This is a genomic window from Pseudoalteromonas sp. T1lg122 (assembly GCF_002964825.1).
In the GTDB taxonomy this organism is placed as follows: Bacteria; Pseudomonadota; Gammaproteobacteria; order Enterobacterales; family Alteromonadaceae; genus Pseudoalteromonas; species Pseudoalteromonas gelatinilytica.
Map to the genome: position 1 here is coordinate 778,995 of NZ_PQCG01000007.1, position 26,742 is coordinate 805,736.

19 protein-coding genes are annotated in these 26,742 nt (G+C 42.3%); 5 read left to right on the forward strand and 14 right to left on the reverse strand.

The annotated features are described in order from the left end of the window. Positions 1-52 precede the first annotated feature (52 nt). The 3 genes from C2M33_RS09070 to apbC form a co-directional block, all read right to left on the reverse strand. Positions 53-3,004, reverse strand: coding sequence for a TonB-dependent receptor (locus tag C2M33_RS09070; RefSeq protein ID WP_063704613.1), 2,952 nt, complete (start codon positions 3,002-3,004; stop codon positions 53-55). 78 nt (positions 3,005-3,082) lie between these two features. Next, a complete protein-coding gene (locus tag C2M33_RS09075; protein WP_105174318.1) occupies positions 3,083-5,734 on the reverse strand; it encodes a glycoside hydrolase family 16 protein in 2,652 nt (883 codons plus the stop codon). 319 nt (positions 5,735-6,053) lie between these two features. Beyond that, positions 6,054-7,133: an iron-sulfur cluster carrier protein ApbC gene (gene apbC, locus C2M33_RS09080; RefSeq protein WP_105174319.1), complete on the reverse strand. Its 1,080-nt coding sequence runs from the start codon at positions 7,131-7,133 to the stop codon at positions 6,054-6,056. A 177-nt stretch (positions 7,134-7,310) separates the two neighbouring features. Here apbC and metG point away from each other — a divergent pair, with 177 nt between their 5' ends. Continuing rightward, entirely contained in the window at positions 7,311-9,335 is a 2,025-nt protein-coding gene (gene metG, locus C2M33_RS09085) for a methionine--tRNA ligase (protein ID WP_105174320.1), read from the forward strand. Positions 9,336-9,427: 92 nt separating this feature from the next. Here the strand turns inward: metG and C2M33_RS09090 are convergent, their stop codons facing one another. Together C2M33_RS09090 and lepB are read right to left on the reverse strand one after the other, a co-directional pair. Continuing rightward, a complete protein-coding gene (locus C2M33_RS09090) occupies positions 9,428-10,240 on the reverse strand; it encodes a hypothetical protein (RefSeq protein WP_063704608.1) in 813 nt (270 codons plus the stop codon). A gap of 88 nt (positions 10,241-10,328) precedes the next feature. After that, positions 10,329-10,988: a signal peptidase I gene (gene lepB / locus C2M33_RS09095; RefSeq protein WP_063704606.1), complete on the reverse strand. Its 660-nt coding sequence runs from the start codon at positions 10,986-10,988 to the stop codon at positions 10,329-10,331. Between the two features lie 184 nt (positions 10,989-11,172). Here lepB and C2M33_RS09100 point away from each other — a divergent pair, with 184 nt between their 5' ends. Together C2M33_RS09100 and C2M33_RS09105 are read left to right on the forward strand one after the other, a co-directional pair. Then, positions 11,173-11,631: a hypothetical protein gene (locus C2M33_RS09100; RefSeq protein WP_063704604.1), complete on the forward strand. Its 459-nt coding sequence runs from the start codon at positions 11,173-11,175 to the stop codon at positions 11,629-11,631. After that, entirely contained in the window at positions 11,632-11,838 is a 207-nt protein-coding gene (locus C2M33_RS09105) for a helix-turn-helix transcriptional regulator (protein WP_054552938.1), read from the forward strand. It abuts the gene before it with no gap. Between the two features lie 56 nt (positions 11,839-11,894). Here the strand turns inward: C2M33_RS09105 and C2M33_RS09110 are convergent, their stop codons facing one another. From C2M33_RS09110 to aceK, 4 genes are read right to left on the reverse strand one after another with little or no spacing between them, the layout of a single operon-like run. Beyond that, positions 11,895-12,155, reverse strand: a complete 261-nt coding sequence (locus tag C2M33_RS09110; RefSeq protein ID WP_054561248.1) for a DUF2999 family protein — start codon at positions 12,153-12,155, stop codon at positions 11,895-11,897. A gap of 53 nt (positions 12,156-12,208) precedes the next feature. Then, positions 12,209-13,171 (reverse strand): zinc-binding dehydrogenase, encoded by a 963-nt coding sequence (locus tag C2M33_RS09115; protein WP_063704602.1) that lies wholly within the window; start codon positions 13,169-13,171, stop codon positions 12,209-12,211. 8 nt (positions 13,172-13,179) lie between these two features. After that, positions 13,180-13,572, reverse strand: a complete 393-nt coding sequence (locus C2M33_RS09120) for a hypothetical protein (protein ID WP_063704600.1) — start codon at positions 13,570-13,572, stop codon at positions 13,180-13,182. Between the two features lie 49 nt (positions 13,573-13,621). Continuing rightward, positions 13,622-15,451 carry a bifunctional isocitrate dehydrogenase kinase/phosphatase gene (aceK, locus tag C2M33_RS09125; RefSeq protein WP_105174321.1) on the reverse strand — a complete coding sequence of 610 codons (1,830 nt, stop codon included), beginning with the start codon at positions 15,449-15,451 and terminating at the stop codon, positions 13,622-13,624. Between the two features lie 105 nt (positions 15,452-15,556). Here aceK and C2M33_RS09130 point away from each other — a divergent pair, with 105 nt between their 5' ends. After that, positions 15,557-16,504, forward strand: coding sequence for a LysR family transcriptional regulator (locus C2M33_RS09130; protein ID WP_105174322.1), 948 nt, complete (start codon positions 15,557-15,559; stop codon positions 16,502-16,504). Between the two features lie 111 nt (positions 16,505-16,615). Beyond that, complete coding sequence (locus tag C2M33_RS09135) at positions 16,616-17,059, forward strand: hypothetical protein (protein WP_063704594.1); 444 nt, start codon at positions 16,616-16,618, stop codon at positions 17,057-17,059. A gap of 5 nt (positions 17,060-17,064) precedes the next feature. On the opposite strand, the gene icd is transcribed toward C2M33_RS09135, so the two are convergent. The 5 genes from icd to C2M33_RS09160 all read right to left on the reverse strand — a co-directional run bounded on the left by icd (position 17,065) and on the right by C2M33_RS09160 (position 26,730). Next, positions 17,065-18,330: an NADP-dependent isocitrate dehydrogenase gene (gene icd / locus C2M33_RS09140; RefSeq protein WP_105174323.1), complete on the reverse strand. Its 1,266-nt coding sequence runs from the start codon at positions 18,328-18,330 to the stop codon at positions 17,065-17,067. Positions 18,331-18,422: 92 nt separating this feature from the next. Continuing rightward, positions 18,423-21,104, reverse strand: coding sequence for a 7TM diverse intracellular signaling domain-containing protein (locus C2M33_RS09145; protein WP_105174324.1), 2,682 nt, complete (start codon positions 21,102-21,104; stop codon positions 18,423-18,425). Between the two features lie 37 nt (positions 21,105-21,141). Beyond that, the gene (locus tag C2M33_RS09150) at positions 21,142-23,406 is read right to left on the reverse strand and encodes a TonB-dependent receptor (protein WP_233999135.1); all 2,265 of its coding nucleotides are present in this window, start codon (positions 23,404-23,406) and stop codon (positions 21,142-21,144) included. A 142-nt stretch (positions 23,407-23,548) separates the two neighbouring features. After that, positions 23,549-25,780, reverse strand: a complete 2,232-nt coding sequence (locus C2M33_RS09155; RefSeq protein ID WP_105174325.1) for an NAD(P)-binding protein — start codon at positions 25,778-25,780, stop codon at positions 23,549-23,551. 2 nt (positions 25,781-25,782) lie between these two features. Then, positions 25,783-26,730 carry an acetoacetate decarboxylase gene (locus C2M33_RS09160; RefSeq protein WP_105174326.1) on the reverse strand — a complete coding sequence of 316 codons (948 nt, stop codon included), beginning with the start codon at positions 26,728-26,730 and terminating at the stop codon, positions 25,783-25,785. Positions 26,731-26,742: the final 12 nt, after the last annotated feature.

Below are 26,742 nucleotides of genomic sequence, written 5' to 3' on the forward strand. Positions count from 1 at the left end.
TAATAAAAAAAGCCGCTCATTGAGCGGCTTTTGTTCCTTTGGGGATCACATATTAAAAGCTATAACGGGCACCGATTGTGTAACGCGGTCCGTACTGGCGAGCAAATAAGAACTGCTCTTCGTAACGACCGTAGCCACGCTCAGTTTCGTTGTTAAGGTTTATACCTTCAAAGAAAACGGTCATGTTTTCGTTAATGTCGTAGTTAACGCTTAAGTCCCATTGACCGTAGGTATCGCCAAATTGTGGCGGCGCATCAGATGAGCCTTGCGATTGACCTACACCTATTAAGTACGAATCACGCCATGCGTAAGTTACTTTTACTGATAAGCCATCTTTATCATAGAAGGCTTGGAAGTTCGCTGAATCACTTAAGCCAGATAAAGGAGCTTGCTGAGTTAAACTTGCTACATCAAATTCAACATCACCATCAACAAACGTGGCATTAACCCCTAAGCCAAAGCCGCTTTCACCAAACAAGTGTTGTACAGCAACTTCAAAGCCATCAACTGATTTACTATCTGTATTTTGTGGCTGAGAAATATTCCAAACCATCAATGGATCAGAACTCGTTGGCTCAATGGCACCATCCGCATTACCATAACCTAATGCCAACATTTCATTGAAAACAGCGTCACTCGTAGCCTGCTCGCCACGCGCTTCAACAGATGCAACAGCTTCAAGGTAACGTGGACCATTTAAGATATCGTATAAACCATCAATGGTTGTTTCAGTGATTTGCGTTTGAATAAAGTTATCTACGTCTTTTTTGAAGTAGCCGACCGATGCATAGCTGCCTTCACCGTAGTAGTACTCAAGCGATAAATCGAGGTTTGTTGATTCAAATGGCAACAAATTAGTATTACCTTGGCTACCTGTCCGAGCACCCGGTTTAGGGCTACCCGTTAAGCTACGGCCACCAGCCAAATTACCCAGCGGCGCACGTGCCATGGTTTTACCCCACGAAACACGACCAACTAACTCGTCTGTAATTTCAACTTTTACGTCAATGTTCGGCAACCAAATATCGTAGTTACCTTCTTCTTGATAAAAGTTATCTGTGCCACCAGTTTCGTACTGCATGATCCACTCAGAGGCACTTACCCAGTTCACTTGGCTTTCAACACGTTGACGAACCGTACTGGTTACATCAGTATCTTCGTAGCGAAGACCTGCATTAATTTGGACAAAGTAATTTGCAACTTCAAATTCCCATAAACTGTTCACATAGAAGCTTTGCGTTTTTTCTTCTACGTAGCTTTCACTGTCGATACCATCATAGAAAGGGTCAATTGAATATTGGTTATCGCCCAATAAGTCTTCATTTAAATAAGCAAGTTGACGCGCTAACGCTTCTTCAAAGCTATAGGTGTAGTAATAATTAGGCTCAAGCGCACTACCACCACCAGAGAACTGATCTAACATGTCGCCAGTATCATTATAAGTGAACATGCCGTCTGGGAAGATTTCAGTGAATGATGGGTTAAAGCCCGGACCACCACGCAGACCACTCCAAGCGGTAAAACCACCCATCGTTTGCTTGGTGTGAGCCGCACCAAATTTCACTTTAACAAGCGGAATTTCAAAGCGCTCATTAAACCACGTTGTGTGAAGCTGAGCTTGCTCTACCTTAGACTCACCTGGTGAGTAGCTAAACTGGCTGAAGTTTGAATCAATTTCACTTGGATCCAGCACCGTTGTGCCGTTGTTCCAGTTAACGTAGGCGTGTGGAATTTCTCCAGTGCGGTAATCATACACTTTACTCTTTAACTGATCTGAGCCAAGAATGATTTGCCCTGTTGAACCTAAACCATCATCTGCACCATTATCTGTTTCGTTTTTCGAATCATGATAATCGAACTCAACTTCCCACTCATCGTTAATTTGCCACTCTAGGTTTAAACCAATTGAGCGCGCTTTAACTTCAGTGGTGCCTCGGCTAGCTGTAAATGAGCCATCGTTACCACTGATGTCGGCATAAATCGCTGTACCATTTTCATCAAGCTCATAGCCATTGATATTACTACCAAACTCATTCCAAATACCCCAACCCACGGTATTTACACCGGTAATTGCACGGCTTGCGGTGTAATCAACCGTCGCTGTAAAGTTTTCAACAGGTGAGTACTGTAACGTTACTTGGCCATTCGTTCTTTCACGTTCAACATCAGCAATGCTGTAGTTCATGTCTTTCGGGAAGAAGTAATTACCTGTTGGGTTACCGTCGCTATCAACTGGGCGAGCATCAATGTAATCGCCTTCATCGAGTGTTGGTAAATCAACATTGGCCTGCCAACCTTGGATATTGGCATTTTGTTGTTGGAAGTCACGCTCTTGGTGCGAGAAAGACACCGCAAAACCAAATGTATCATCAGCATAGGTGTTACTGTACATCGCTGAAAACTCAGGCGTTACATCATCACCCGCTTCATTAGATGAATCGTGAATCGCTTTAATTGATGAGCTAAATTTTTCACCTGGGCTATTTAACGGGCGCGTAGTAATAATATTTACCGTAGCACCTAGACCACCACTTGGTACATCTGCTTGCCCCGATTTTGCAACTTCAAGTGCACTAACACCATCAGCGGCAATGTTCTCAAGGGCGTAAGAACGCGTATAACCCGTACCCGGCATTTGACGACCATTTAGGGTGATAAGGTTAAACTCAGGACCAAAACCACGTACTGTAATTTCACTCCCTTCACCGTTAGAACGACTCACCGATACACCGGTAATACGTTGTAATGATTCAGCCAAGTTAGTATCTGGGAACTTACCCATTTCTTCGGCTGAAATTGCATCTACAACACCTGTTGCATCGCGTTTCATATCCATGGCGCGGATCATACTGCCACGAATACCTTTAATTTCGATAACTTCGATTTCGTTATCAGCCTTCTCTTGCTCATCCTGTGCGTAAGCCGACATAGTGCCTAGCCCTGCGGTTAAGATCATCGCAACTGACGCTGCAAGAGGTGTTTTAATAAATTTTGTGCTTTTCATGATTTACCTGCTTTTGCAATATATTGTCATGGATACTGGGTGCCGTATTCAGCACCCATCACTTGTTGCCAATGTTAATTACGGGTTTGCAATTACTGCATTATCAATACGGTAAACCGCACCTTCACCCATCCCCCATGACGGGAACACCATGACAACGTCGATTGCACTAATATCAAGACCTGCACTGAGTAAGTCAGCAAGTGTATACGTATAGGTTTGCCACTCACCCACAACTGGCTCGACACCTTCTTGGCTTGCACTTAACGCAAGCTCCACAGCTTGACCTGCATCGTTTGATTCAATTTTGAATAACCACTGAGCATCTTGGTTGCTGGCGTTTGAAACAATCTTCATTTCAAAACGAACCACACCTTCAGATAATAAGTGAGATGCATCAAAGCTCACGCCATCATCAGCTAAGAACCCCATTACCGTAGCGGTAGAACCAATTTGAAATTCTGCCACTGAGCCATGGGTTTCGTCATCCGTTTCGACTGTTGGTGTACTCCCTGCACAACAATCCCAAATGCTCCACAGATCTGCCACGTTTTCAGCAAATAGCGTTAGCTCTGAAGCTGTAGATTCTTGCTCTGGAGCATAGATACGTGCATTGTCAACACGGTAAACAGCACCGTCACCTTGACCCCATGCAGGGAAAATCATGATGACATCAATCGCACTTACATCTAAACCAGCGTTTAATAAAGTACTGATTGGGAATGTATAGGTTTGCCATTCACCCGCTACAGGGTCAACGCCTTCTGTGCTTGTGTTTAGGTTAACTTCAACCGCTGTTGCACCTTCATTTGACTCAACTTTTAACAGCCAAGGCGCATCTGGCGTTGATGATAAAGAGGTGATCTTCATCTCAAATTGCAACATGCCATCATCAACCAGTGCTGATGCATCAAACTGCGTACCACTACCACCTGATGAAGTACGGTTGATAAAGCCCATTACGGTAGGTGTTGCACCAATCGAGAATTCAGCAGTCACACCATGTTCTTCGTCGTCGACTACTTCAACAGGTGTTGAACCACCACAACAATCCCACAGCGGCCAATCAAGATTCGTTTCATCGGTGAATAAGGTTAATGAAGGCAATGTTGTTGTGCCGCCATTGGTAATTTCAACATTATCAACACGGTATACTGCACCTTCACCTTGACCCCACGCAGGGAAAATCATGATCACATCAATCAGTGATACATTTAAACCCGCATCAGCTAATGTTTGCAGTGGGAAAGTATAAGTTTGCCATTCACCAGCAACTGGGCTAACACCTTCAGTACTTGCACTTAGGTTTAGCTCAACAGCTGTCGCACCTTCATCACTTTCGATTTTGAATAACCACGGTGCGTCAGGCGTTGATGGTAAAGACGTTACTTGCATATCAAACGTTACATAGCCGTCTTCTAACATCGCACTGGCATCATAAGGCGAGGCTTCACCGTTTTCATCGGTAATAAAGGCATCACGGCTGATAAAACCATTTACCGTAGCCGTTGCACCCACACTAAACTCAACCACATTGCCACGGTCGGCATCTTCAACTAACCCTGGCGTTGTGCCACCACAACAGTCCCATGCAGGCCAGTTAGGGTTAAAACTGCTATCAAAAATAGTCAGCGGCGTAACAGTACCATCACTTGGTGGTGTTGGCGCCGGCGCTGCACCTTGTACAAGTGCATCTTCTAAATCGTCGTAGCCAGGGCGGACGGTTTCACAACCTTTACCTGTGTCTGGGTTTTGCGAACACTCATAAACACGTACATAGTCAACTTCAAAAGTTTGACCGTTTTCGAATGCACTTGCATCAACACCAAGGGCATTAACGTTTTCAGGCCAATCACCACCTACCGCAAAGTTTAAAATTAAATAAAACTCTTGGTTAAATGGTGCAGCGTCCCAAAAAGTCGTTAACTCACCAGTTGTTTGATCATAATACTCGGTGTACCAACCCTTATGTTTAAGAGCCAGCGCTTCACCGCTTGCGTTGTAAAGCAATTCTGATTGGCGCTGCGTTGCGTATAAATAGTTATCTACATACCAACGAATTTCGCCTTCTTGCCATTCAATCGCATAAGTATGAAAGTCATCTGCCGGATTTGAATCTTGCGCGAAGGTGTATGCTTGACCACTACTGTCGTTATTTGGCCACGCTTGACCATAATGTAACGTGCCGTAGATATTTGACTCTAAGCCATCATCATTTTCGACTTTTAAATTCACTGATTCTAAAATGTCGATTTCACCTGAACGAGGCCACTCACCGTATACTTCGTCGGTTGGCATCATCCAAAACGCAGGCCAAGAACCTTGACCGCTTGGTAGTTTTGCTCTTACTTCAAAGCGGCCATATTTAAAATCGGCTTTGTAGCGAGTATTGATACGTGCAGATGTATAAGGCTTTGCAGCACCGTCTTCTGCAGGCAATGCAACGATATTAAGAATACCATCTGCAACAAAGGCGTTTTCTTCACTGTCGGTATAACATTGTTTTTCGTTATTACCGCCACCTGCACAGTCTATTTCGAAACTCCATTTATTTTCATCAATGGCATCACCATCAAAGTTATCTTCCCAAACCATGACCCAGTCTGAAACGGGTTCAGTTGTATCAATTGTATCAATTTTTGTATCTGTGGCAGAGCCACCGCAGCCAGCTAATGTCGCTACTGAAAGCGCCATTGCAAGTTGTGTTAAGTGTGTTTTGAATTTGTTCATTGCATTGAACCCTAACATTATGTGTTTGTTAGTACTCAACTGATCTATATGAATATTATTTTAATCAGCCAATTGTAAGCGCTTACATGAGAAGGCAAATAAAAAGGCCCAACAATGTAAGCGCTTTCATTAGAGTATGTCACGGTTATTAAAACGTCAATAAAATATTAACATTTACTGCGAATTTGTTTTTAGACATGTTTAACGAAAATACAGGCTTTATACGGCTAAAAATGGGGTTTGAGAGTGAATTTAATACAAAAGAAGCAATCAAGATCTTGTTAATAAGAAAAACCCATTAACAAGATCTTTGCAACAATTAATCTTCAGTAATGACAATTTCAACTGCGCTTGTGTGCGCCTGTTGATAATACAAGCTACTAGCAAGCACACGAGCCGCGGTTTTGTAGGTTTCACTTAATTTCGCCGTATTATCTTTGGCAATTAAGTCACCCTGCTCCGAGCTTTCACGAATTTCAATGGCCAGCGGAATATTCGCTAGTACAGGCACACCATGACGATGCGCTAATTTTACAGCGCCATCTTTACCAAATACATGATTGGGCTCACCACAATGGCCACACAAGAAGTAGCTCATGTTTTCAATTAAGCCAAGCACAGGGACGTTCACTTTATTGAACATAGCAATGCCCTTTTGTGCATCGGCTAGGGCTAAATCTTGAGGCGTGGTGATGATCACCGCACCACTTGCTGGCACTTTTTGGCTCATGGTTAACTGAATATCGCCCGTACCTGGAGGCATATCAACAATAAGATAATCAAGCTCTCCCCAAGCGGTTTCGTTCATTAACTGATTGAGTGCTCCCGATGCCATTGGGCCGCGCCAAACGGTCGCGTCATCACTTGGCACTAAAAAGCCGATCGATTGCGCCTTGAGGTTATGCGCTTCAAAAGGAAGTAAATTTTTATTATCTGCTGTTTTCGGCTCTGCCCCTTGTAGACCCAGAAGCAATGGAATAGATGGGCCATAAATATCGGCATCGAGAATACCCACTTTGGCACCCTCTTGCTCTAAAGCCGAGGCAAGATTCACTGCTGTGGTTGACTTTCCAACGCCCCCCTTTCCTGAGGCAACGAGTACAATATACTTAATTTGCTTAAAGCTATATAGGCTAGGTAATTTCACTTTAGCGCTAATTGACACAGGCACTGATAGTTTATCGGTGACAAATTTTTCAATGTCGTTTATTTCACTCAAGCCAGCAAAAGGGAGGTTTAATTTGACTTGCCAGCTTTTATCGCTGTTTTGATTAAGCTCTTCGAGCCAGTCTTGCTCAATGCCAATGGCAAATGCGTTACTACGATAGGCGGCTAAGGCATCAATGATAGGCGCTTTTTCAGCCGATTTACTTGAGAATAGTTTTGACAGTCCAAACATAACAATAAATTAGCGTTTCTTTGATGAAAAGTGCTGCGGAATTATGTAACATTCAAGGCATTAAAACCAGACAATTAGATAATATCATTCTTTGAGTTGTCTATGAGCAACTTACAATGTATTAAATAATGATATTCGAGCATATTTGCATCGAACTAATCTCAATTCGGAATGATTATGGCACAGCGAAAGATCCTGATTACTAGCGCATTACCTTATGCCAATGGCCCGACTCACTTAGGCCATTTACTAGAATATATCCAAACAGATATTTGGGCGCGTTTCCAAAAACAACAAGGTCATGAAACCTATTACGTTTGCGCGGATGATGCTCACGGCACACCAATTATGCTTAATGCGCAAAAGCAAGGGATCACGCCAGAAGAGATGGTTAAAAACGTCAGTGTTGAACGTCAACGCGACTTTGCTGATTTCAACATTGAATTTGATAACTATCACAGCACGCACAGTGAAGAAAACCGTCATTTCAGCGAGTTAATCTACAACCGTTTGAATGAAGCGGGTCACATTAAAAAGCATACTATTTCTCAACTTTTCGACCCAGAGAAAGGTATCTTCTTACCAGATCGCTTTGTAACGGGTACTTGCCCAACGTGTAAGTCAGAGGATCAAAACGGTGACAGCTGTGATTCTTGTGGTGCTACATACAGCCCAACTGAACTTATTAACCCACGCTCTGTAATGTCGGGTGCTGAGCCAATCTTAAAAGACTCGGAGCACTACTTCTTCGACCTACCTGCTTTTGAAGACATGCTAAAAGAGTGGTTACACTCAGGTACGATTCAACAAGAAATGGCGAACAAGCTTGATGAATGGTTTGCAGATGGCCTACAGCAGTGGGATATCAGCCGTGACGCACCTTACTTTGGTTTTGAAATCCCTGGTGCGCCGGGTAAATACTTCTACGTGTGGCTCGATGCGCCTATCGGCTACATGGCGAGCTTTAAAAACCTGTGCGACAAAAAAGGGATTGATTTTGATGCATTCTGGCGCGAAGACTCAGATGCAGAGCTTTACCACTTCATTGGTAAAGACATCATCTATTTCCACAGCTTATTCTGGCCGGCAATGTTAGACGGTGCAAAGTTCAGAAAACCTACCAACGTTTTTGCACACGGTTTTGTGACTGTAAATGGCTCAAAGATGTCTAAATCAAAAGGCACCTTTGTTAAAGCGCGTACTTACCTTGATAACTTAGATCCTGAGTATCTTCGTTATTACTACGCAGCAAAACTAAACAACGGCATCACTGACCTTGATTTAAACCTTGAAGACTTTGCACTACGTGTAAACTCTGACTTAGTAGGTAAAGTGGTTAATATCGCAAGTCGCTGTGCAAGTTTCATCACTAAGAAATTTGACGGCAAGCTTAGCGACACCGTAATGGATGAAGCACTATTAGGTGAGTTCCAAGCGGCTTCTGCAAGCATTGCAAATCACTATGAAAACCGTGATTACAGCCGTGCAATTCGCGAAATCATGGCGCTTGCTGACAAAGCAAACCAATTTATCGACGCAAAAGCGCCATGGGTGTTAATTAAAGACGAAACAAAACAACAAGAAGCACACGATGTATGCTCACTTGGTTTGAATATGTTCCGTGTACTTATCACTTACTTAAAACCTGTTCTACCAGGTATGGCTACAAACGTTGAAGCCTTCTTAAACGACGGTTTAACATGGCAAGGCGCGCAAACAGCGCTGGTTGGTCACGCAATCAATAAATTCAAACCTTTAATGCAACGTGTTGAAATGGATAAAGTAAACAAAATGATTGAAGAGTCAAAAGAAAGTCTAGTTGCTGAGAAAGATAAAGTTGATCCAAACAGCCCACTAGCTAAAGAGCCAATCAGCCCTGAAATCGAATTTGACGACTTTGCTAAAGTTGATTTACGTGTAGCGAAAATTGCTAAAGCAGAACACGTAGAAGGTGCTGAGAAACTACTTAAACTTACCCTAGATTTAGGCGGCGAAACGCGCCAAGTATTTGCAGGCATTAAATCTGCGTATGCACCAGAAGATATCGAAGGTAAGCTAACGGTTATGGTAGCAAACCTTAAGCCTCGTAAGATGCGTTTTGGTATGTCTGAAGGCATGGTATTAGCAGCCGGCCCTGGCGGTAAAGAAATTTATATTCTTAACCCAGATGAAGGCTCAGAGCCTGGCATGCGTGTAATGTAATTACACAATTACTAGCTACTATAAAAAACCGTTGTGTTTAGGCACAACGGTTTTTTTGTGTTTAATGCGTGCTTCACATCGATGTAGTTAGTTTATGAACTTGGACATGCAGGGTGCTCAGCAAGCACTTGGGTAATTATTTGCCCAAACTGCTGGTGTTGTTGCTCGCTAATAGCAAAAGCGGCATTGTAAGCAAGGGTATCGGCAAGCTCACCCGTTATGACCTCATAAAAAGTCATCGCGGTCAGTAAGTGCCCTGCGTTTGATGCATGATTACCATCTGCACTGTAAAAATTAAGTTCAGGTAATGCGGCAATTGCTTTATCCCAAACTAAACCGATTGGGGCAACACAGCTTGCCTCTTTTTCACTAATCGACAAATGCAATTGATAGACAAGCTCCCCTTCTTTGCTGTCACCTTGTTGAGGATGCTCAGGAAACAAAATAGGCGTTATTTTCAGCTCTTTTGCACTGGCAATTAATCGCTCAGCCTCATTCGTAGAATAATTAACAGAACCAGACTGAGAGTACTTCTGACCTTGAAAAATAGCATGAGTCCAATTGGCTTGCTGTAGCTTTTCAACATTGCCAGATGTGTTCACTATTTCATCTAAAAAGCGACCACTGACGGTAAGTGTTGAAACTTGAGCGTTGGTTAACTCACTGGAAATAAGCTGTTCAAGCAAATCACCTAATTTAGCACTATGGCTATTGCCATAAATAATAATTTGATAGTCAGCACTACCACTGTTATCAACAATGGCAGCGCCAGAATTGGGTATTGATGTATCTGGGACGGACGTCGAATTTTCTGTGTTAGAGCCAGAACCACAGGCCACCAAGCCTATACAACAGCTTAGTAATATATAAACTGTTAAAGGCCTAAACCGCTTGTTTTCAGTCATTTATCGTTCCATCTATTGGCTTATTATTTTTATGTCATCAATATTGAGACATAAAACGCTAAATTGCCAATATTTGGACGATATTTAGCTAAGGGGCTAAGTATAAATCATGTAAAACCCGTTCTTTTCGAGGTAAGTGATAATCATCATAATCGAGTGACACAAGCACCCTCTTAGCTTTGCCTAATAACTCACTGCGAGGCACTAGCCCAATCACTCGTGAGTCTGCACTATTATCGCGGTTATCGCCCATCGCTAAATACATATCGCTGGGAATAACGACAGGGGCAAAATGCTGCATCACCGAGGGCGTTTTGGATATCTGAATAGCGTGCTGAACACCTGCAAGGTTTTCAATGAGTGTTTGCTGCTCTTGTTTGTCATCTGTTAATGCGTAATCAAGCGCTTTACCGTTAATGATCAATTTATTATCTATTAAAGTCACTGTATCGCCCGGCACGCCAATAACACGCTTTATTAAGCGATTATTTGCAGCCTTAGAATCAAATACAATGATATCACCGGCTTTTGGCTCATCTGTGCGCATTAGCGAAATATGACTAAATGGCACACGCAGATCATAAGCCATTTTATCCGTTAAAATTCGGTCCCCTTCAACGATGGTCGGATTCATTGAGCCTGTTGGCACTTCATACCAATCAGCCACCGCACTTCTAAACACACTCATCAAACAGATGAATAAAATCAAAGAGCGGTTATTTTTCCATACCTTCAAAAGCCAGTTCATATTCGTTCCTTATTTGTTGTTTGTTTTCATAAGAGCTTGTGCGGTACAAATTAGTTCTCAACTAAATGTAACGAAATACGTCAATGATAAAAATACCATACATGATGTTAAAAATATTTGACACAGCAAACAATGAGTAGTTTACTTAACACCAAGTCAAATATTTTTTACATTGGATGATACGATGAGCTACAAAGAAATGACAATTTGGGGCACCTTGGTGGTAACCATAGGCCTGTTAAGCTATTACCTATTAGGCATTAATTCACTACAAGCTGCGGGTGATCTTAACCAAGATACCATGGTGTCTTATTTGTATAAGGTTGTTGTAGTTGCGGTGATCTTAGAGATCATTATGCAATCTGTGCTTGCTGGTATTAAACACAAAGAAGCAGACTTAGGGGATGATGAGCGCGACAAGCTCATTGAGCTAAAAAGCACCAAGCTTGGTCACTGGTTTTGCTCTGCAATTATCTTAATGTGTGTATTTTTAGCAACGCAAATTGAACGTGTATCTGGGCGTATGTTGTTACCTGAGGTCTCTGATCTATATAATATTATGCACTTTCTTATTATTGGTTTTTTAGTCAGTGAAATTATTACTATTGCCAGCAAAGTGTATTTATACCGAAGAGATAGCTAGATGACAAAACAGCTCAGTAATACCATTCGGGAACTTCGATTTCATCATAATGAAATGACTCAGCAAGCATTGGCAGAGGCAGTTGGCGTTTCAAGGCAAACCATAGTAGCAATTGAAAAAGGTAAATATTCACCGTCGCTAGAGGTGGCTTTTAAGATTGCTCAATTGTTTGATAAAAAACTAGACGACGTGTTTTCGTATCAGTAATTAACAAAAAAGGTTACCTAAATAGCTAACCTTTTATAAAGTCGTATCATTTAATTTTATGACTGCTGATTTTTGAACTGCGCTTTGGCTTGCTCAACTTCATCATCACTGATACCCACTGATTCAGCCGCTTCTTTAATAAGGTGTGGCTGCGTCATCACTAATGCCATCAATTGTTGAAGCTTTTCTGGTGGGATACCTAACTGTTGGACCAGACCCATTGCCATCATTGGGTTTTCCATAAACGCTTGAAACAGCTCACGCACTTTCTCGTCACTTACATTGTGCTCTTTGAGCATTGCAATAATAGGGTTCATATTAACCTTTACTTTTAACTACTAATAAAACCAATAATATGGGCAAATTGATGTTATTCAACTAACATCACCACTTTTCCCGAGTTTTCGTTGTTATCTAAAATACGGTGCGCCTCATTAGCCTCTTGCCAATTTAAGGTTTTGTAGATATTGCAATCGAACAGCCCGTTGGCCAAGTCATCATAAAATCGCGATATAAACTGCTCTTTTAAATCACGTTTAAATTCAATCGAACGGTTACGCAAGGTTGATGCATGAAATGATATGCGCTTACTAAGTAACCTTGCAAAGTCAACCTCAGCAAAGCGTGCATCTAAAAAGGCTAACATTACAATTTGACAATCCATTGCTGCAACGGCAGCATTTTTATTTAAATAGCGTCCTGAGACAGGATCAACAATGGTATTAGCCTGTAAATTATTGGCTTTGAAGTACTCTACAAAGTCAGTGGTTTTATAATTAATGGTGTGGTCTGCACCAAGCTGTTTGGCATGTTCGCACTTTTCATCGCTACCTGCAGTGATCACCACTTGAGCACCTGCGCGTTTTGCCATTTGAATTGCCGCCCCACCGACACCACTGGCTCCCGCATGGATCAGTGCCGTTTGCCCCGATTTAAGCTGACCAAATTGAAATAAGGCAGAAAAAGCCGTTAAGTATACTTCACTGATAGCAGCGCCCTCTGCCATTGTCATTTCATCTGGTAACGGCATCACTTGTGCGGCATCAACGGCAACATATTCACTATAAGCACCACCCGCACACAAGGCAAAAACGCGCTTATTAAGCAGGTCACCCGATACTGCACTACCTTGCTCAACAATGGTACCGGCGCATTCTAACCCTAAAATTTCACTGTCACCTTTTGGGGCTGGGTATTTACCTTGTCGCTGTAAACAATCAGCGCGATTAACGCCGATTGCTGCAACAGCAATAAGAACTTCGTTATCTTTTAAAACTGGTTTATCTGTTTGCGCAAAATGTAACTGTGAATCTTCGTGCTTAATATAACGCATATCACCTTCTATTTAATTCGTTGCCAGATCTCAGCTTCGACTAATTTGCCATTTTCATACAAGGTGTGATGCCACAAGTCACCTTCTAGTTTGTAATCAAATGCCATGGTCTTACCAAGTAGTGAAGGTACATTACCATAGGAAAAAGTTTCGATAAATTGCTGGTCTTGCAAAACATATTTTCCGCCACCAGCATAATGAAAGTTGCCTTGCTTTTGGGTGATATAGCTAAAATGACTAGGTGTAATCAGTTTAACTGAAGTTATTTCTGGCGCTTTTGCCGTCACATAGCCGTCATTGGTTGCATATTTGCCTTCAACAAATTGCCAGCTACCTAATAACGGATTGGCGCTTACCATAGACGAAATAAATAAACTCGATAATAACAGTGTGTTTTTCATAGTGCGTTCCTTAGCTTTTTGAACAGCATACGCTAACACTATGTTCCTATTAAACGGTTATAGATTGAGATTTTTTCATTTGAGCTCTCATCGAAGAAAAGCGCCAAGACTGCTTATAAGGATAAACATCAAGCAATTGCCCATCGTTTATAGCTGTTTGTAGTTGCTGCCACATTGTGGCGGTAAAAATATCTTGATGCGCAGCATTAAAGTGATCAAACGCCCGCTTATTGGCGCTAAAAAAGATTTTAAACTGGCTCGGAAATACGTCGTTTTCTGCGATATCAAAGTAACTTTCGCTACTGAGTTCATCTAATGAATCCTCGGTTTTGGGCAGCTCTCTAAATTGGCACTCTGTCATAGGGCAAATTTCATCGTAGTCGTAGAACACCACTCTTCCCCAACGAGTTACACCAAAGTTTTTCATCAGCATATCACCGGGAAAGATATTAGCGCCCGCAAGCTCTTTTATTGCTTTACCGTAATCAACCATTACTTGCTGCAGTTTTCGCTCATCACAGTCGTTGATGTACAAATTAAGTGGTGTCATTTTGCGCTCTACATACACATGACGCAAAATAAGTGCATTACCCGAAATCACAAGGCTGTCACCAATTTGCTGTTGCATTGTTTGTATGAGCTCTTCACTAAATCGGCTCAAATCAAACGCTAAATAGCGAAATTCATGGGTATCGACTAGCCGGCCAACTCGGTCAGCTTGTTTGACAAAATCGTATTTAGCCATCACTTGCTGTTTGGTAGCCGTTTTTGGCGCACTAAATTTATCTTTTATTACCTTGTACACATAATCTGAGCCTGGGGTGGTAAATACCAGCATCACCATACCCGGCGTCCCCGGCGCAAGTGTGTATTTATCGTCAACGGGGCTATTACGCGTAGTATCAACTTTGTAACGATAAAACTCGGTTTTCGCGTGTTTGATAAAGCCTATGGCATTGAACAATTCAAAGCGTTGCTTATGAGGCATTAAAACACTGAGGTAATCAACGTATCGGGCGGGTTGGTCAGTGTCGACCATAAAATAAGTACGCGCAAAGCCAAACAACAAGCTGAGTTGATCAGCTCCCATCATCACGGCATCAATGTGCAACCCTTTTTCACTGTTTAATAGCGCAATCGCAAATGGCATGTTATCGCCGTTTTTAGCAATACAGCGGCCTATGATGTAGCAGGCTTTATTTCTAAAAAACAATGAATTAGCGTATTCAATATAGCCATCGTTGAGAGCTAGCAGCTCATAAACTTGTGGGCATTGTTGTTTTGCTCCAGCAATCAAGGTGCGCTGTAACATGGCCACATCATCAGCAAAGTTAGCGTATTGTGAGCGAAACACATGGCGTTTAATCAAGCTGCTGATGGCACTTTTAAAGCCATTTTGCAGGGAAATGCGGCTAACCAGTGAATCAAACGGCCTTGGCCCCAGTTGATAGCGCGCTTTTAGTACAAACAAGTGCACATTGCGGATTTTTCGTGAGTCCCAAATTGCGCCGAAGGTTGAATTAAAAAACGTATGAGCAATGGGCTGGTTTTCGTGGCTTTGCACCATTTCTGCGTATATTTGTTTGGCTAATAACCAAAGCGCAGGGTCGTCTACTTCACTATAAGCAATAATTTTTACCGCTTGGTTTACCTTTTTGACTTGCCCTTCGTAAACTTGCAATCGCGATTTCATAGCCCCTTGAACTTGATGCCATTGGCGCTGCTCAAAGCGACTTTGAGCGCCGAGAGTTATATTTAAAAACTCTGCAAACATAGCCTCAAAACCGGCATACACCGCACGGGCAAGCTTAGTCGCTACGACCTGATTTAACTGTTCGCTGTGTGATTTAACAGCCAAATGTGAACTCTGCTGTGGCATTATTTTTATCGCTTATGCTGATTATTTTAGTCGCCTTGTTTACACACAATAGCAAGCGCGCTTTAATTTAGGTAATTAATAAAGATAATAAATAAGATTGATCAAATGAATATTAGGCACGTCGACCTCAACCTATTGGTGTATTTAAATGTCCTCATTGATGAACAAAGTGTGTCTAAAGCCGCCAATAAACTGGCTTTGACTCAACCTGCAATGAGTAACGCCCTTAAGCGTTTGCGTGATTTGTTTGATGATCCATTATTAGTGAGAGCCGCTGGCACAATGACGCCAACAGCAAAAGCGCTCAGCCTTAAACCTGAGATAGAATCACTGTTAAAAATGGCCGAAGAAATTACTCAGCCAAGTGAAGTATTCGACCCGAGTACCGCGAATATAACGTTTCGGATCATGGCAAACGACTACCTTGAATCAACGCTTATTGCGCCGTTTATCACCCAGCAGCTAGCAAAGAACCCAGGGCTTAATTTTGATATTTTGAGCCCAAGCGATGTTAACCTTCAAGATATGGAAAAAGGCACCATCGACCTTGCCATTAACCGCTTTAATGGCCTGCCCCGCTCATTCCACCAAGCCAGTGTATGGCGCGACAATTACTGCTGCTTAACACACCCAGACAACCCTTACTTACAACAGCAAAACCTCGAAGGCTACCTTGCACAAGAGCACATTTGGGTGAATCGGGCTGGTTGGGGCGTAGAAGCGGCCGTAACGAATAAATCCGGCAGCAAAAAACTCGGCTGGGTCGACGAGGCATTATGGCAACTAGAACAAACCCGCAATATTCGTGTATTTACCCGCCATTACATGGTGGCAAGTTTGCTGTGCCAATCACCAAAACTTATCGCTACATTACCTCGTCGCCAAGCGATGTTATTAGCAAAACACACTGATTTGGTAATAAGTCCAGTGCCATTTCAAATCGTGCCTATTGAAGTAAAAATGTTATGGAGCCCTTTGTTACACCACGCAAACCCGCACCAATGGCTGCGCAGAGAGCTACTCGCCTTTGCCGGTACGGTGGCTGATCGCTAAAAACAATATAATATTGATTAAATCAATATCAGTTATTGAAAACAACAATTTCATAAATAATGAGTGAAGGGCTAGAGTGAAGTTAAGCACATAAACAAAGAGAAAATGATTATGGAAACTTCAGCGCAATTCACTCAACAGGACGGCCTTTACATCAATGGTCAATTACACTCATTCATCGAGCAGCAGCTTTGTAAAAAAAGCAATTTAGCTTGCGAAGAAATTTACCAAACGCTTGCAACAATGGTTGATGAGTTTGGCTGCCAATGCCGTAAAACCAAACATCAAGATGATGATGTTTTACAAGCAGACACGCTGTTAAAAGCATATAGCTCTGTACGCACTCACCCGCATTGTCATGTTGATGCACAAACAACAACCGCAGTACTTGATGAATACTGCTGCCAAGTTCCGGCTATTTTAGTGGTTGCGTTAATGGACACATTAACAGGCATGACAAGCAACGAGCCTGGTGCAGAACACATTTATCAACGTGCAGCACAATTAACAGGCAAACCATGTGTCTACGCTGTTAAAAGCGCCAATGCCGCTTAATATGGTTAATTATTTGAGTTACTTATTCGAGCGATGATGCTTTTTGCAAAACCACTGCAACTAAGCATCGTCGCACCGGCTACTAGGTTAGCCAAGTCAAACGTCATTTCATTTGCGCTAAGCGTCTGTTCTAGGGCTTTTTCTATTTTATTCGCCGCTTCGTGCCAACCCATAAAACGTAGCATCATGACCGCACTTAAAATGCTGCTTGTTGGATTTGCAGTGTCTTCCCCGGCAATGCGATTAAATGTGCCATGAGTCGGTTCAAAAAAAGCCACTTCATTATTTAAGTTTGCCGCAGGCATTATACCTACCCCACCAACTTGTGCGGTTAGCATATCAGCTAAGTAATCGCCGTTTTGATTGGTTGTTACCACCACATCAAATTGCTCTGGAGTGAGCAGTGCTTGTTGTAGCATGTTATCGGCAATGACTTCTTTGATGATTAAATCATCTTGATTGTCTCGTTTGATCACTAACCAACGACCATTTTCATGCGCTTCAGCGTTAAACTCTTGCTCAGCAAGGGCAAATGCCCAGCGTTTAAAAGCGCCATCGGTAAATTTAAGTACATTGCCTTTGTGCACCACCGTCAGAGATTCACTGTGCTCTTTAAGGGCAAAGTTGAGTGCGTAACGCATTAGTCGCTCTGCAGCCTCTTTCGAGCTATTTTTTATGCCAATGCCACATTGGTTATCAAAACGAAGTCGAGTGACCCCCATTTCTTGGCACAGAAAATCAAGCATACGTTCGTTGTCAATACTACCAGCCTGCCACTCAATGCCGGAGTAGACGTCTTCTGAGCTGTCGCGTATTACTGTGATTTGGGTTTTTTCAGGCTCTTTTAAGGGCGATGGTAAATGCGGATAACTGCGAATGGGCCGCATGTTAACGAATAAATCCATCTCATGACGAAGAGCCACATTTAATGAGCGAAAACCTCCGCCAAGGGGGGTTGTTAACGGCCCTTTTATGGCAATTTTATACTGTCTAACGGCATGTAGGGTTTCTTGCGGGAACCAGTCGCCATCGTAAAGCGCTGCTGCTTTTTCGCCATTGAATACTTCCATCCAATGTATTTGTTTATCACCTTGATAAGCATGTTTCACCGCAGCGTCGACAATATCACGCATCACCGGACTTATATCTTGACCCACACCATCGCCTTCAATGTAAGCTATAACCGGGTTATCAGGAATATGCCATTGGCCCTTACTATTAATCGTAATTTGCGCGCCATTCGAGGGTACTGAAATATGTTGATACTGCATCATGCCTTCCCAGCAAGGTGTTTTAACAATATTAATATCAAGAAATAGCGAATTTGTCTGTGCTTACAAAGAAATAGCCGCTATTCAAGCAATCAATGCGTTACCTTGGTTATTTCGTCTTGCATAGCACAAAATAAGGAAGCAATAAGCTGCGTATCGAGCGTGACGGTATCTTTTTTAAGCGCAGTATCTACTGCAACGGCTTTAACATAGAGCATTTCACACTCAAACATATTCGCAGCACCTTTGAGCATATGAACATTTCTGCTTAAGCCATCTATATCCATATTTTTGTATTGCTCGCGCATTTCTCGATACTGTTCTTCAAGACCTTTTATATAGTCATCTTTAAGCGCCTGAAACTCTTTTTCAGGTAACTTGATATCGGCCAACTCATCACAATCTAAGTAACTGGCAATTTTATGACTAAAGCCATTGCGATCAATTGGTTTGGCTATTAAATCATTAAAGCCTTGCTTCATATAACGGGCAATTTCATGCTTCATGGTATTCGCTGTCAATGCAATAATTGGCGCGCTAACCCCGGTTGCTTGCATCATTTTTAATGCCTCTTGACCGTCCATAATGGGCATTTGAATATCGAGCAAAATAAGGTCAAAGCTGTCTTCGAGGGTTGCTTGCACTGCGTCTTTACCATTTTCGACGGTGGTCACTGTCAGTCCCATCCGCTCTAATATTCGCGCAATTAAACGTCGGTTGTCTGGATGGTCTTCGGCAAGTAATACCCGTCCCTTCAAATTTTGTGGTGCATCAAGCTTACTAAACGGTGAGGTTTCAATAAGCTTCACTTCGCTCATGTCATTGAGCCAACGTGTGTTATCTGTGGTATACACCGACATGGTGAAAATAAATTCACTGCCAGAGCCGACATTACTTTTAACGCTGATATCCCCATCCAATTTTTGCGCAAGGCTCTTTGAAATGTTAAGGCCAAGCCCGGTACCGCCATACTGGCGAGAAATACTAGAATCCGCTTGATAAAAAGCACTGAACAAAGCTTGTTGCTCTTTGTCTGTCATGCCAATACCGGTGTCTTTTACGCTTATCGACAACTTATCGTTATGACAGCTCACCGTTAAGGTTATACGCCCCACTTGAGTGAACTTAAGGGCATTAGTGGTCAAGTTTAATAAGATTTGCCTTAAACGACTCGGATCGGTGATCAAGTAGTCTGGCAAAGGGAACTGATAATCAACACTGAACTTTAAGCCCTTATCGCGAATTTGCTTGCCAATAAGTGACTCAATATTGGCAATCGTGGCAAACAAATCTGTTTCGACTAAATCAATCTCTAGCTTATTGGCTTCAATTTTCGACATATCAAGTATATCGTTTATTAAGCCAAGAACATGACGGCTATTTTGCAAAATAACCCCAATCCCATGGTTGCGCTCATGAGGCTTAATATCCCCGAGCATAATGCCATCTGCATAGCCAATGATTGATGTCATTGGGGTACGAATTTCATGACTGATATTCGCTAAAAAACGACTTTTAGCTTCATTGGCATCGCGAAGCTCTGAGGCGAGTTCTTCAAGCTCCAACGTTCTTAAATGAACTTTTTCTTCAAGGTTTTTGTTGAGCTCTACGTTGTCATCGTGAAGCAACCTAAACTTATCGGCAACAGCGAAAGCCAGTAACATGGCGTCCATGGCAGTGCCTATCAAACCCAATAAATATAAATTAATGGAGGTTGCAGGCAGCAAGCCTAAATTAGTTAAATTTCCGACCATATTCGGTAGCATCATGGCAATGTAAGCAAGCACAAAATAGCGTGCTGGCTTAAAGCCAATGAGCATACAGCGTATACCTATGTATAAGCCTAAACATAAAGCGACACCGGTGACTAACGTTGACCAATAAAAACCAAAGCTTGGCCATAAAACACAAAACGGAATACCCAGAGTAGCGATTACACCCACCGTCAGGGATAATTGCGCCAGTTTGGGAAATGTCTCTTTGAGTTTAAGTAAGTTGTTGTAAAACAGAATATTGGTTAAGGGTGTGAGGGCAAAGCCGAGCCAATGAAGATGTGGGTTATAGTAACCAAACAGCTGATCAGAAATATGGAAAAAATGGCTCCAAGCAAACACCCAGGATGCAGTAAATAGCGCGTAGTAAAGGTGTGTGACATCACGAGAAACCAAGTATATTAATAAGTTATATAAACCAAGTGCAATACCCACCCCAAAGCACAGCATCATGATCATATTTTCAATGGTTATGTTTTGAAAATAATCTTGATAAGGCGTTAATACCAGTTTTGCGGGAGTATAAAAGTAGTCACTCTCAAAATAAGTGATAAGCGTATAGTGCTTACCTTTTTCAAGAGATAAGCGATTACCATAGTGAAAAGCAAATTGATTCGGCTCGACCCCACCGGTTACAAAGTGCTGTATCGGGGCTGTTGGATCAGTTATATCGTAAATGCGGCTTTCTATTTTCGAAACCAAGGTGTTATACGGATAGAGCACTAAATCTTCGATATCACTTTGATTTTCAATTTCAACAATTAACCAATAACTACCGCCAACCGAGCTTATTCGAGATTGCGGTTTTTTGCTTGCTCGCCAAGCATCAATCGCAGCCACCGATTGCGGAAACATATTATCGTTTGCCGTAAACACTTCACCAACATCATGAAGGTTTTGATCAGCCGCAGCATCAGTGTAGACAAACGTCTGTTGTGCATTAGCCGAAAGACTCAATAGCAATAAAAACAGCAGAGTACTTAAATACAGCTTTAACCGCATTCACAAAACCCCTGTACCATTTTGGAGATGGCAACGACTAGAATTGCAGTGAAACATCAAAGCCATAGCGACGCCCTTCCCCTTTAAAGTCTTCAAGCATGCCTAGGAACGAGCTTAAATCGAACTTTAACTGACTGTATTCAGTATCAAATAAATTTTTGCCCCATAAAGTAAATGACCAATTATCAACATCATATTTTAGATGCGCATTAACAATGCTAAAGCCGTCTTGGCGGGCATATGGGTTCATGTTCTGGTCAAAATAAAACTCAGACTGATAATCGTAAATAATGTTGGCCGATAACGGATACGACGCCAAGCTGGTATCGTATTTTAATCCCGCTGATACATTCCATTTAGAGGTAAATGGCAGTTGGTTATCAGTAATACTGTTGCCAAGTGGGTCAACGTAATCTTCAAATTCAGCATGAGGGATATAGCCAACTGAAAGTAGCATGGCTAATTGTTTAGTTGCTTGGTAATTAATTTCAGTTTCAAGGCCGTAAATGATTGAATCAGCCACATTTTCAAGTAATTGCACTGGGGGCATTTGCGGTGTTTCTGAGGCTTGATTCATAAACACTTGTTGGTCGTTATAGTCATAGTAAAACGCCGCCCAATTCATTCTAAGTTGCTTCCCAGGCCAGAACGACTTTAAGCCAATTTCATGGGCATTTAAGCGCTCTTTGCCATAGTTTGCCAAGATTGCTTGTTCTTCAGATGACAAAAAGCCACCATTGTAGCCGCCACTTTTACTACCATTTGCAAAACGATAGTAAAGATTGCTTGTATCTGAATAGCGATAATTAACGGCAAATTGGCCGCTAAAGCCGTTATCTGATTGCTCATCGGTAACGCGATAAAATGGTACAAGCACTCCGTCTAAGTCGTTCACATCAACCACCGCATTTAACGTGGCGATTGAGTCATACTCAAGTGACTCATAGTCATATCTAAGGCCGGCTGTAATCATCCATTTATCTGCGACAGGCACTTCAATTTGGCTAAATACTGCCAAATTTTGCATCTTGATTTCGTTATCGTAGATAAAGGTCGCGGTTAAGTTTGTCGGTAAAATGCCGCGGAAATCGCGCAAAATATCATTTAAATTATCTTGCTCAATCGTCTCATCGGCAAAATAAACACCACTGGTGAGTGTGTAATCAGCAAATTCGTTTAATAATCTGAATTCTTGGCTAAAAAGTTGAGTATCTAACCCTAATACCCCTTCGCACAAACGAGCTGGCGAGCCATCGCAGTTAAAAGCGTGGCTTCTTTCGAGATCGTTAAAGCTCGAAAGCGAGGTAAAAGTACTTTGCTCGTTTAAATGCCAATTCAGTTCAGCAATAAAGCCATAAGCATCAGATTTATGAGGTGAGTCATTGTTAACGCTCACTGCAAAAAAATCATCACTGCCATCATTAAAACCAAAGTTATCAAAACAGCGGGTTGACCCTGCATCTGCAGGTGAACACAACTCACCCGTTAAAGGGTTTGCGACAACACCAATATTGCCTACAGGCTGGGCAATACCATCCCAATCTTCAATATGTGCTTGCAGGTAAAGTTCAACGTTATCCCACTCAGACAAAAAAGACACACGGGCATTTTTTTGCTCCATGCCAGCTGTGGGTGAGTCTGCATAGATATTATTTGTTGAGTATTCGTAGTCTTGATAGTTAACCGCAATTCGCAATGCACTAGAATCTGATAGTTGTTGGTTCCACATACCATCAACGCTGGTGGCGTTGTTATTGGCAACACCTAATGTCAACGCGCCATAGCTATCAAACTCAGGGCGATTTGAGCGTATAAGTATTGCACCACCGGTAGAATTACGGCCAAACAAGGTACCCTGCGGGCCGCGTAAAATATCGAGCTGTTCAATATCGTATAAGTTAACAATTTGATTATTAGCAGACCCAACCGCAACGCCATCAAGATACATGGCAACAGGTGAAGTATTCGCCGTATTATAATCAAGTAACCCCACCCCACGGATGCTCACAGCGGGAGGTGTCCCCTCTGCGGCGTTTTGGGTAATTTTAACGTTTGGCGCAAACAAACCAATTTCAGTTGAATCTTTAAAATGCTGAGCTTTTAAAATTTCGCCATCCACTTGGCTTACCGCTACACTTACGTCTTCAATTGCTTGCGGACGCTTTTGTGCATAAACGCTAATAACTTCCATGTCTTTTTCAGTCTCAGCTCCTTGTGCAACAGCGCTTGCCATTACACATGCCGCCAAGCTGGTGCTCGACAACATCATAAACTTAGGATCTTTAAGAAAAGGACGCTTCATTGGCTTTTAGACCTTAAAAGAGGGAAACTTGTTAAATTGTTGTAATTTAGTGGTAAGTATAGACCAAACAATAGATTAAAGTCGCATATAAATCATGAAATTTCATGACTTATACGCATACTTTTTTACAACTTTATTCACACTAACCTTTTTCGAATGCATGCTCTCCGCTGATTTCGCTTGGCCAACCACATATTGCCCGCGCTGTTTGCATACCGGCCATCACAGCAGCCTCAACACAGCCTGCATTAACGCCGGTTTTTATCCAGTCGCCAGTGATGCGCAAATTGACAAACTGACTGCCATCTGTAGCCAGGCGGTATTTACTCGAATCAACCACAGATAAGACATAGCGCTCACTAGGATCGACATTAACGCGCCAATATTGCTGCTCAAGAACAGGTAAAATGCTATGCGGATCACTGTAAAAAACCTGCCAATCAAACTTGTTATCAATATAGGCTTCAGGCCAAAGTGGCCGCATATCTGCGCTAAACAAATTATGCATATTCAATTTTACTTCGGCTTTCATTTGCTCTGGGAATTGATGTGCACTGGCAGGTGGGTAGTTTTCGCAGCTAAATGCACTGCAAAAATAGGCAATGTTCACAGGCGTATTTTCACTTGGCCAATCTTCTTTATCGAGTAAGTTGCCCATTGCAGCCCAGGTATCAAAAGGCTCGACAAAGCCACTCAAAATAGGCCCTTCGTGAGCAGCATTAGTTTGCGTAAAGCCAAGTTGTGGGTCGGTTTTATTCAACCATACTTGGCAAGCCTGAGTCGCCACACTTTGCACTTTTGTTGCTTGTTGAGAAAGCGCGTAATCTACAGCTAAAAGTTCAGAGGCAACGTGTTCAAGTGAGGCAACCGACACACCTAAAATCAATGTATCAAAATCAATACCATGGCGAAGCGTCACTGTTGGCAATGGAGTACTAAAGTGTTCTTGATACACCTCGGGCCAATTACTCCAAAATGACTCTAAATTGATTTGATATTCTTGCAATAAGTGCGCTTGTTCAGGGCTGATTTGCTCATACAGGGGTTCACTTGGCCAGCATGGCAGCTGCTTTACATCTATGAGCGGTTCATAGTCTTGGCCAACTAAACTGACCTGTTGGCAAAGCTCAATCTCACTTACCTGCGGCTCACCTTGGTCAGTTTGCCCAGCAGATAAGTTAGTTAACTGATGGAAAAACTTAAACTTAACGCCGCGCTGCTTTAAAAGCTCATAAATTGGACCGAAAATGACATCGCCCATGCCTGCTTGCATTTTCCACATCACGCCGCCTTTATAGCAAAGCCCTATACGTAACATGGCGAGGGCGGCAACGCCTGCTTCAACATTAGGTTTATTAAAGTCACCTTTCGGGTAAGCAAACACCAAATCATAAAAGCCGCGCACTGGCGCTGAATCGACACTGTAAGTTTTGTTAGCACCATTTTTTTCGAGCCACTGACGAAAATCGTAGCAATTAATGACACCAAAACCGTCGCGATATACTTTGTCTTTAATCAGTCCTGTGAGCATTGCAATCGCAAGATCGGCACAAATATAAAGTCTGCGCAGCTCTGGGTTGTCATCGAGTAAATCAATAACTTGGTCTTTAAACCAACGTTTTAACTTTCTGACGATATACCAAATCACCAGCCGATCGGCCTGTTTATCTGTATGGGTGGCCTGCTTTTCGGTGAACTGCAGCAAATGAGTTATCAATGTTCGTGGGTTCGAGGCAATTTCAGTTGCGCCTGCTTCAATATCATCGATGAATTGCTTTGCGCCATTTAAATGGGTATCAATGTCTGCTTTGATTTCTTGATACATGTGTTTGAGTAACGATTGATCCCGTGACTTTTTAGTCACTAAAGTGGTTTTAGCGTCTTGCTGCTGACAAACATGTTCAATGCCTTCGGTCCATTTTTTTAGCCATGCTAATGTCATGGTGACAAAGTCCCACACTGTTATATCGAGGCTGCCATCAGCGGGGTTCCCTTCAACGGTAGGAAAATCAATCGGCCAAGTTTGCCATTCGTTATCAATAAACTCTTGTAAGGCAATAAAACTGTGTGGTTTAAATGCCTGCTGCCAAGTAGCCAATGAACAACTAGCAGGTCGATTGAGTGAGTTATACACCCCTTCTAAGGTGCGAAAGCTATTCACGTAGGCGCCAAACCAAACATGCAAACCATGCTCTTCGATTCGCTGTCCAAAATGGCCGTTTCGGCCACTCGCCCCTTTACCGCCAAGGCGCCAACCCTGTTGATAAACGGTAATCTCGCGCTGGCTTTGCCAATTAGCTTGCTCGGTTAGATACACTGCCGCAGTCATCGCTGCAACACCGCCACCTACAATGGTGATTTTTTCTTTTTCCATGATTACCCCTGTATTGGTAACAGTTGTGTTGCGCCAAGCTGATCAAAGTCCATATTGACGTAAAAAGGTAAATGAACCGCTTGTTTGCCAAGTGCAATGCCAAACATGTCATTCAGAGGAAAGCTCGCAAGAGCTTTTACATCCAAACTAAAATCATTGTGTAAAAGTTTTAATTGGTGAATTTTTTTGATTAACGATGGTGAGTGAACCACGCTTTGATAAACGGCTTTATCTCCTTGGCCATCGGGAAATTGTTTAAACAAAATCTGATCCATCTGCGGATGAATAAACCCGTCTAACAATTGTTTAAGAAGCGATAAATCAATGCCTTTAATTTGCGCATCAAACAAATCGGTAACGTGTTTAGAAAAATGCGATAAGTTATCGAGTAGGTTTTCCTTGGTACTTGCCTGTGTTTGTTCAATGGTTAATAGCTCATGCATTGCTAATTTAGAGTCTGGGTTAAACACATCAAAACATTCTAAAGAAATACTAAAGGCGCCCGCATCACTCACAGTCGCAGGCATTTGATATTCACACAGGTATTTATTGTAGCCCCAGGCTTCTCGGCCATTAATCAAAGCATAAATGTTATTGACGCTAATAAATGCCGGATACCAATATAAATGACTAATATCACCACCTTGCATTTTTGCTACTGGGAGCCAAATAATAATATCAGTTTCTTGCATCCAGCCATGCTCTGAAAACGGTGGCGTTAACGAAGAAATTTTTTCGATATCAGTGAAGGTAAGTAAACACGTGCTCCCTAACACATTAAACGAGGTTGATTCGGTTGCTAATAAATTTAAAGTTGCATCAACATACTGCTGCATTTTTTGCTCACACCCAGCAACAAAAAATCCGTACATTTGCGCATTGATCATTCGACAAGGTGGTTTAGCAACCGGGTTAGATAAGAAGTGGCTGTAATTTGATTGGTCCGTCATAGTCATTACTTA